Annotated in this window: 5 protein-coding genes and 2 pseudogenes; 6 read left to right on the top strand and 1 reads right to left on the bottom strand. The window is 71.6% G+C overall.

The genetic code is table 11. The annotated features are described in order from the left end of the window. The 3 genes and pseudogenes from ACFW2E_RS26175 to ACFW2E_RS26165 form a co-directional block, all read left to right on the top strand. A pseudogene (locus ACFW2E_RS26175) lies at positions 1–1051 on the top strand (hypothetical protein); the annotation flags it as partial. Positions 1052–1057: 6 nt separating this feature from the next. Further along, positions 1058–3304, top strand: a complete 2247-nt coding sequence (locus ACFW2E_RS26170) for a hypothetical protein (RefSeq protein ID WP_384469515.1) — start codon at positions 1058–1060, stop codon at positions 3302–3304. Positions 3305–3519: 215 nt separating this feature from the next. Continuing rightward, positions 3520–3896, top strand: a pseudogene (locus ACFW2E_RS26165) (MMPL family transporter); the annotation flags it as partial. 27 nt (positions 3897–3923) lie between these two features. Here the strand turns inward: ACFW2E_RS26165 and ACFW2E_RS26160 are convergent. Next, positions 3924–4985, bottom strand: a complete 1062-nt coding sequence (locus ACFW2E_RS26160; protein WP_384469514.1) for a GH25 family lysozyme — start codon at positions 4983–4985, stop codon at positions 3924–3926. Between the two features lie 284 nt (positions 4986–5269). On the opposite strand from ACFW2E_RS26160, the gene ACFW2E_RS26155 reads away from it, so the two are divergent. From ACFW2E_RS26155 to ACFW2E_RS26145, 3 genes are read left to right on the top strand one after another with little or no spacing between them, the layout of a single operon-like run. Beyond that, complete coding sequence (locus ACFW2E_RS26155) at positions 5270–5929, top strand: hypothetical protein (protein WP_384469513.1); 660 nt, start codon at positions 5270–5272, stop codon at positions 5927–5929. 6 nt (positions 5930–5935) lie between these two features. Continuing rightward, entirely contained in the window at positions 5936–6598 is a 663-nt protein-coding gene (locus ACFW2E_RS26150; RefSeq protein ID WP_384469512.1) for a DUF5987 family protein, read from the top strand. After that, positions 6595–8184, top strand: coding sequence for a GMC family oxidoreductase N-terminal domain-containing protein (locus ACFW2E_RS26145; protein ID WP_384469511.1), 1590 nt, complete (start codon positions 6595–6597; stop codon positions 8182–8184). Before ACFW2E_RS26150 ends, ACFW2E_RS26145 begins: the two co-directional genes overlap by 4 nt. The last annotated feature ends 75 nt before the right edge of the window (positions 8185–8259 follow it).

Genomic DNA, 8259 nt, shown 5'->3' with positions numbered 1-8259 from the left:
CCCGTACTGCCTGGAGATCGTCGTCTACGACGAACGGGCTCTGTACGTCCGCAACGAGAAGCTGCAGTACGAGCGCCTCGACATCGCCGGCCACCCCCATCCGCGGCGCCGTGCCGACGTGCTGCGCGGGGCCTTCCAGCTGTGCGGAAACACCGAAGGCGTCACCCACCACTACATCCCGGTTCCGTACCTGACCCACGGCCGCCCCCTGACCATCGCGATGGTCGGAACGTCGGGCACCGGCAAGAGCCATCTCCTCACCCAGATGGTCGCCGAGATCACCGACGGCGGCCTCGAACCCTACGGGGTGACATGGCAGTCCGTGAACCCGACCGATCACTCGGTGTTCATCAAGGAACGGGTCGCGCTGCTGCGGGCGGGCGAGCAGCTGGAAGCCACCGCGCAGACCCCGTTCGCCGAATTCGTCGAGGCGCTCCTGCTCACCGGGGCGGACGGCCAGGTCAGACCGGTGGCGTTCTTCGACCTCGGCGGTGAGGACCTGGTCCGTACCGACACGCTGCTGCGCTTCCTCCTGGGCGTCGACGCCCTCGTCTTCGTCGTGGATCCGTTGCTGGCCTGCGACCTGCCGCAACTCGACGAGGCGCGCGAGCAGTACGGCCTGAACGTCGGCAAGAGCGACCCCGCCTTCGAGACCGTCCTGGACCGGCTGCCGCGCCAAGGCGGCTACCTGGACGTGGCCACGGCCCTGGTGGTGGGCAAGGCGGACCTGCTGCGTTTCGAGCCCCCGGTCGACCGCTGGCTCAGCCGGCCGTCCACGGACCCGCTCGACCCGCGGCGACTGCGTGAGGAGAGCCGCGACGTGTACGCCTTCCTGCGCCACCACGCCGGGCCCGCCTGGCTGCGTCCGTTCGACAGCACGCTGCGCTGCACCCTGCACTTCGCCTCGGCTACGGGGGGCCAGCCGACGCACGGCCGCTTCCCCCACGGGGTGCGGTCGCGGCGCGTCCTGGGCCCGCTGCTGTCGATCCTCGCCATGTGCGGGCTGCTGGGCGAGGGCGCGCATCACCGGCCCTCCCGCGGGGGGATGTGAGCTGACATGGACCAGCGTCGCGAGGAGTTGCCCGACCAGATCGTCTTCCGCTGGGCGGGCAACCGCGGCAGGGACGGGACGGGCGTCACCGCCGTCGCCTACTCGTGCGGCAAGGAGCGTGCCGAGGAACTGCGGGACGAACTGGCCACCTTGCTGGTGGTGGAAGGGAGCGACTGGCCGAGCCAGGTCCGCCACATCCGTGAGAAGACCGGCGAAGTCGTCGTCATCAACCGCAGACGTGGATCCGACGCCCACGGCAGGGGCAGTACCGAGTCACACGCGCTCATTGGAAGCGCGGGCCTCCTGAAAGCCAGGCTCTGCCTGACGCTCAGCGGGCTTGCGGTGCCCGTTCCCATGGGCGGCCTGTTCGAGTCGGACTCCCGCAGGCTGCGGCGTGCGACGCACACTGAGTTGAGGGAAGCGGCGGACCGGGAGTGGGCGCGGTTCGCGGCCCGGGTGGCGGCAGTGCGCGCGCCGCTCTCGGTGGTGGCGGCCCAACTGCTGCGCACCCCCGACCATCTGATGTCGGTCCGCGTCCCGGAGTTCTCCGCCGCCGGAACGAACGACACACCGCTGCTGATCTGGGGGCTGTGCGGCATCTTCGGCGACTGGCTCGGGCAGGACTTCTGGACCTATGCGACGTACGACACCTCCGACAGCCACGGGCTGCGCGTGGTGGGCGTTCCGGACTGGCGGAGGTCGGCGACCGGGGACGCACGAGTGGAGCGCATCGCGCTTCGCAGCGCACCGGAGGACGAGGCACAGCAGATCGCCGCGGAGCTCGTGCGGCGCTTCCTGGCCGAGCCGAACAAAGCGGGAGAGGTCCGTAGGGTGCTCGGCCGGTGTCCTCGCGCGGCCGAGCTGCCCCTGCCACAACGGCTGCACACGCTGCGGCAACTTCTGGAGGCGACTCTCCTTCCCGCGGCGGAGCCGATGGGCCCGGCAGCGGTTCGGCCGGTACCAGCCGTGGATCCGACCCCGGGCAATTCGCTGCTCGGCGGTGCCGGTGAGCCGGAGCCGGACGGCGGCCCCGGACGCGGGCAGGAGGAACCGGGCACGGACCGGCTTCGCGCTCACCCGGCCGGCCCGTCCCCGGCGAGCACCACCGGCGTCCCCGTGCACGAACCACCGTCGTCGTCGCCCGCCCAGGCCCCGGCGCAGAGCACCGACGACGAGCGTGCCGTGCGGGGCGGCTCGGCCGAACAGCACTCGGTACCCCGGTCGGCCCCTGCCCCGATGGCGCCTTCCCCCACGGCCTTCATCGCCCCCGACGGGACGGAGCCCGCCTCGGGAGCACCACCGGCACCGCCGTCGTCTCTCCGGCCACAGCCTGAAAACCACTTCCAGCATCCGCAGCACCGGACACCGTGGACGACCTCCTGGCAGCAGTCGGGCCACCGGGCGCAGTGGCCCCTGGTGCCGCCGATCCGACACGCCACTGCGCGATCCCACCCCCGGGATCACTTCTTGCCGCAGCATCGGCCTCAGGGGGGCGACGGCTTCCCGGACCGTGGCCCGTACCGGCAGGCCGGACCTGGCCGGCCCCTGCCACCTCCGCTCACCCGAGGCCGCAGCCTGCTCCGCCGCCTGACCCTCGCACGACGGAGGCACAACCGGCAGACGAACGGAAACGACCTCAGCAGGCTGCCCGACGAGGTACTGCTCAGCAAGTTGCGTGCGAAGGGCATCACGCGACAGGGTGTCGAGCGCATCCTCGACGCGCTGGCCGACCGGACTCCGTGGCGCACCCGGCGAGAAGCGATCCTCGTATGCCGCGGAGTGCTGAAAGCACGGCTCTACCTCCAGCGCGGCCAGGATCCACGGCACGGCGAGACGGACGGGCAGGGCGAATGGCATCCGGCCGAGACCGCGGTGTGGCTCTTCCACTGGGCCGTATCGCCGTACACCGGGCATCGGCGTGTCGGGGACGACGTGAGGGCGCTGTTCCGCGACATCCGCAAGCGGGCCGACCCCATGGAGCACCGCTTCCTGGAACTGCTCGTCCGCGACAGCGACTACGGCGTCCCGGACCTGCCGTCCCAGGCATGGCTCGAACTGGTCCACCACCTGAGAAACGAGCCCGGAGCACCGGCGCGGGAGACACGTGACGAACCGCCCGCCCGCCCCCTCGACCGTCACGCGGCACCGGCGGCGGCCCACCGGGCGGAACCGCCACCGGACGACAGGTGGCGGATCGGGTTCGCCGTCATGAGCTGTGTCGCCGTCCTGTTGTTCCTCCTGCTCATCGCGTGACGACGCCGATTCACCCCAGGCGCGGGAGCGACCGACCTGTCGGGCGGCTCCCGCGCCGTGCGACGACCGGCTGGAACAGCGGATTCCTAGAGGGCGGCAGGACTTTCGCCCGCAGCTGGTCCGGATCTTGGTTCCATGGACGGCGACAACGCCGGCCGACCCCGACGGGCGCTGCAGGACTCGTCCCAGCGGAAATGGTGTCCGTCCTCGGCCACGGTCTGAACGCGTACACCACCGAGCTGTCGGCCTCCCGGCCGACAGCTCGATCTCGTCCGTCCTGATCGTCGTGCTCTTCGGCGTGGGCGCCGACTACTTCTTCCTTTCCTGATGTTTCGCCAACGCGAACGGGTGCGGGTCGGCGAACCCAAGCAGGCCATGGCCGACGCGGTCGGCCGGGCGGGCGAGGCGATCGCCTTTGCCGCCGGGGCGGCCCGCATCGCCCTCTTCCCCGGCGTTCTCCACGCCGGGCCTTCTCGAGCAGAAGGGACCGGCGCTCGCCATCGCCGCCGCCCTGGTCGCGGACCCGACCCGGATCACGGCCGCGGTGTCGCTCACCGGACCGAAGGTCTTCCGGCCCTCCAAGTCCTGGCAGACCGCCACCGGCTCACCGTGCGCCCGGTCAGGAGACCAGCGGCTGCCAGGTGGCGGCCGAGACGACGCCGTCGGCGGTGAGGCCGTGGGCGTTCTGGAAGGCGCGCACGGCGCCCGCGGTGGCGGGACCGAGCCGGCCGTCCACCGTGAGGCCCGCGCCCTGCGCATTGAGCAGGTACTGCGCGCCGGAGACCTGGAAGCCGCTCTGCCCCTGCCGCACGGTGGGCCAGCCCTGGCCGGACGCGAGGTCACCCGCGGCGAACGCCCGCAGGTCCGCGAGGCTTCCGGCGAACACGTTCTGATCACCGGGGTAGGTACCGGCATCGGCGTACTGCCAGATGGTGTAGTTGCTCCAGCCGCCCGGCAGGGGCCCGACGCTGGAGGCGTAGTGCGCGGTCCACAGCGGGTCGGTGGAGGCGAATCCCGTGAAGTCGCCCGTGCACTCGGTCCACCATGTGCGGCCCGCGTAGATCATCGGGTAACGGCCGGTCCGGGCCCGGTACTCGTCGCGGAACTGTGCGACCCAGGTGACCATCGCGCTCTGGCTGAGGCCGTAGCAGGTGGTCCCGTAGGGGTTGTACTCGATGTCGAGCACGCCGGGCAGCGTCCTGCCGTCGTCGCTCCAGCCCCCGCCGTGGCTCAGGAAGTAGTCGGCCTGGGTGGTGCCGTCGGACCTGTCGGGCAGGGCGAAGTGGTAGGCGCCGTGCAACAGCCCGGCGGCGGCCGAGCCGTTGTACTGCTGATCGAAGGTATCGCTGACGTAGCCGACGCCCTCGGTCGCCTTCACATAGGCGAACTCTGCCCCGTCGGCAGCCACCGACGACCAGTCCACGGGTCCTTCCCACGCGCTCACGTCGAGTCCGGGGACACCCTGCGGTGTGGCCGCCTGCGCCGCGAACGCCGAGGCGGTCCCGTGCATTGCGGAACCGATGTGGTCGGCCGCGTAGTGAGCGTCCGCGGCGGGGGCGGTCGGCCGCGCCTGCGCAGGCTGCGCCACGCCGAGCAGTGCCGCCGCCGCGCCGGCGGCGACGGCCCAGCGCAGGGGTCGTCCACCCCGACGGCAGGAACGTGATGTTTTCGCTCTGTTCATGACAATCGTCTCCGGCGGGTCGGTGATGCGCAACGCGGGTGGCGACGCGCCGGCGGGAGCGGCCACGTCAGGCCGCGACGGACGGGCGGGAGTGCAACGACCGTGCCACTAGGCACAGTTGACGGCAGTTCTTATCACAGGCTCAGTGGCTCAGTCACTGACCCACCTCTTGTACTGGCCGGTCGGTGTGCCCCATCCTCGGTACGCCGCTCGCCCCGCACAGCGCGCCGCGACGGCAGCCAGTCCTGAGTGACACTCACCCTGCTCCGCTTACGGGAGGCCCCGTGTTTGCCCTGCGCCTTCGTGTCTCCGCAGCCGGCTGCGCGCTGGTTCTGGGAGCGTCCGCGGCGCTGCTCGCGACCAGCACCGCCGTTGCAGCACCGTCGAAGCCGGTCGTCCGCGAGAGCCCGGTCCGGCATGCGCCCCGTACCGCAGGGGCCGCAGACGCGTCCGTGGATCCGTTCGTCGAGCCGGGGTTCGCCGCCGGCTGCGCCTGGCACGAGTTCGGGGAGGGGGAGCAGCCGCCGTGGTGGCTGACGTTCGCCGACCCGCTGTGCGTGGAGTACAGCAAGCGGGACATCACCATCGACGACGGAGGGGCCCTGCGGTTCCTGGTGGCCGAACCCTCCCGGTTCGCCATCGCCATGGTGACCTGCCGCTACTACCAGAAGGACCACTGGAGCGTGCAGTCCACTCACGGCGCGACGCCATGGGTGACGTGGGACGGTCAGTACTGGTGGGACAAGACCGCGAGACGGGCCGGAGCCCGCCTGACCAACTTCCGCATCGACGGCCGCACCGTGGGCATCGGAGACGCGGTCGCCGCTCTTGAACCGGTCTTCCCCGACGTCGCCCGCGCGTTGAGCGACTACGGTCAGGCCGCGGGTGAGACCGGACTGACCGTGTCCCTGCCCTACGACCTGCGCTGCGCACTGGCCGGGTGAGTCACCATGACCGGACCCGACCGGAGATCCATCCTCAAGGCACTGGTCACCACGCTCGCAGGACTGTCCGTCGGCGGTTTGGAGACACCTGCGGCCGCCGCGGTCGACGCGTCCGACGCGTCCGAGAGCTGGACGACACAGACGCTCGAGGCGTTCGCCGACACCCTGATCCCGGGCCAGCGCCGCTTTCCCGGTGACGTGGCGGTCGCCGGGGCGGTCGCCGGCCCCGGTGCGGTACAGGCCGGAGCCGTCGGCCTCCTCCACTCGCCCGAACTGCCGGTGGCGCCGCTGCTGCCAGCGATCGCGGCGCTGCTGGACGCCCGCGCCGTCGCCTATGCCGCCCTCCGGCTGATCTGGCTGCCCCCGACGCTCCCGCCCTTCGTGGGCCTGCCCTTCTCCGACCGCACCGCCCTGGTCGGCGGCCTGTTCGACCCCGACGACCCGGACCGGCCGATCTGGCAGGTGCTGAGCCTGCTGGTGGGGCTGGCGTTCGACACCGCCGGACAGCAGGACACCGTCGAGGCCCTCGGCCAGGGCCATCCCGGACTGACATGGCTGCACTTCCCCGAGCCGGACCCGGACGGCATGTGGCGCTTCCCCGATTTCTCCTACGGCCGCCAGCTCGCGGCACTCCATCCGAACACGACCGCTTCGGGGAGCCCGGCATGACGGCGCAGACCACGGACGTCCTGGTGATCGGCAGTGGCTTCGGCGGCGCGATCCCGGCCTACTACCTCGCGGCGGGCGGAGCCCGCGTCACCGTTCTGGAGCGCGGCCCCCGTGCGGCCGCCGCCGACTTCACCCACTCGATGCGCCTGGGCACATACAACAAGATCGTGGACGTGATCCGCGGCGACGGAGTCGCGGTGGTCGCCGGCAACTGCGTCGGCGGCGGGAGCGTCGTCTACTTCGCCGCCTCACTGCGCGCACCGTCCTTCGTCTTCGAGCGCCACGGCAGCCTCGGCCGCCGGCTGTGGCCGGCCGCCCTGACCCGGGCCGCCCTCGACCCCTGGTACGACCGGGTCGAGGAGGCGCTGCCGGTCACCCGGACCGACTGGCCGGACGTGTCCTACGCGGGCGGGGTCCTGGCCGCCGCCTGCGGGCGGGCCGGACACACCTGCAATCCCGTGCCGGTCGCGGTCGACACCACCGCCTGCACCAACTGCAACTGGATGCTCTCCGGCTGCCGCTTCGACGCCAAACGCTCCCTGCTGCTCAACTACCTGCCGGCGGCGGAGGCCCACGGCGCTGACATCCGCCCGCTGCACGAGGTGCAGACCGTCACCCCGTCGCCGCTGTCCGGCTATCGCTACGCCGTCGGCTACACCGTCCTGGACCCCGGCGACTACAGCTGCACCGCGCAGGCCGGGGTGATCCACGCCAAGGTCGTCGTCCTCGCCGCCGGGGCCGTGGGCACGCCCGTGATCCTCCAGCGCTCCGCTCTCCTCCTCGGGGGCATCCCGGACGCGGTGGGGCGCTACTTCTCCGGCAACGGCGACCGCGTCAGTGTCGCCGACATCGTCGAGGACAAGGCGCGCTCACTGCTGGGGCTGTCACGTCCCGACGGTTCTGCCTACCGTGGGCTGCCCGTGGGCCGGCCCATCACCGCCGCCACCTACGACCACCTGGACCCGGCCGCCCCGGAGTACAGCCGCTTCACCCTCCAGCAGATCTACTTCCCCCCGCTGACCAATGTGCTGGCCCAGACCGCCGGGTCGCCCGCCTGGTTCGGCATCGAGAAGCGGAACATGCGGGCCCGGTGGCGCTCCTGGCTCACCCTGCTGGCCATGACCGAGGACGACAACGAAGGCACCTTCGGAGTCGTCCCGCTCACCGGCAGCTTCACCCGGCTGGCGCCAGGGCTCGGACAGGGCACGATGACCTACCACCCCACCTCCCGTACCCGCCGGGCATGGGACCGGGCCGACACCGCGCTGCGGGAAATCCTGGAGAAGGACGGCCTCTCACGGGTCCGCCCGTGGAGCGAGGACGTAGCCGGCACCGTCACGGCCCATCCGCTCGGCTCGGCGCGGATCGGCGACGATCCCGCCACCAGCGCGCTCACCGACGGCCATGAACTACGCGGCCACAGCGGACTGTTCGTCACCGACGGCGCAGCCGTCCCCACCTCCCTCACCGTCAATCCCTCACTGACCATCGCGGCCCTCGCCGAACGCGCCGTCGCCACGATCGCCACCCGTGCCGCCGACGCCGGGGTCGCGCTCCGCCGCGACGTTCCGCTGCCCGGCCGCTGACGGGCCGGTGGAACGAGGCGGAACGGAATGGAACGCCGCAAGTCGATTCGCTGTCTCTTATAAACATATACCAAC

It is taken from the genome of Streptomyces sp. NPDC058964 (genome assembly GCF_042741275.1).
In the GTDB taxonomy this organism is placed as follows: Bacteria; Actinomycetota; Actinomycetes; order Streptomycetales; family Streptomycetaceae; genus Streptomyces.
Note: the sequence above shows the minus strand (reverse complement) of the source record. Positions and strands in the feature narration are given on the sequence as shown.

What these genes read in the sequence shown, in the direction of transcription:
- ACFW2E_RS26145 (WP_384469511.1), top strand. Translation starts at nt 6,595, where the DNA reads ATGACGGCGCAGACCACGGACGTCCTGGTGATCGGCAGTGGCTTCGGC.
- ACFW2E_RS26160 (WP_384469514.1), bottom strand. Translation starts at nt 4,985, where the DNA reads ATGAACAGAGCGAAAACATCACGTTCCTGCCGTCGGGGTGGACGACCC.
- ACFW2E_RS26170 (WP_384469515.1), top strand. Translation starts at nt 1,058, where the DNA reads ATGGACCAGCGTCGCGAGGAGTTGCCCGACCAGATCGTCTTCCGCTGG.
- ACFW2E_RS26150 (WP_384469512.1), top strand. Translation starts at nt 5,936, where the DNA reads ATGACCGGACCCGACCGGAGATCCATCCTCAAGGCACTGGTCACCACG.